Here is a 318-nt window from a genome sequence, read left to right on the forward strand (position 1 = left end):
GGACCGATGATCCCCACGACCTCGCCGGCCTCGACGTCGATGGAGAGGTCGCGGAACACGGGCTCGTCGCCGTACGCGTGCGACACGTCCGTCACGCGGAGCATCAGTCCGTCACCCCCGTCACGCGGAGCGTCACCGCGTCACCTCCCGGCGCATCAGCCCGCCACCCCCCGGTCGCCGAAGCGGACGACGATCGCGTTGACCGTCAACACGAGCGCGACGAGGACGACGCCGAGGACCATGGCGGTCTCGTACTGCCCCTGCCGCGCTTCGAGCTGGATCGCCGTCGTCAGGGTGCGCGTCTTCGAGATGCCGTCC

Annotated in this window: 1 pseudogene; it reads right to left on the minus strand. The window is 70.4% G+C overall.

The annotated features are described in order from the left end of the window. Nucleotides 1-155: 155 nt before the first annotated feature. Nucleotides 156-318, minus strand: a pseudogene (locus tag EXE45_RS21605) (molybdenum ABC transporter permease); the annotation flags it as partial.

The organism is Halorubrum sp. SP9, assembly GCF_005435015.1.
Taxonomy (GTDB): Archaea; Halobacteriota; Halobacteria; order Halobacteriales; family Haloferacaceae; genus Halorubrum; species Halorubrum sodomense.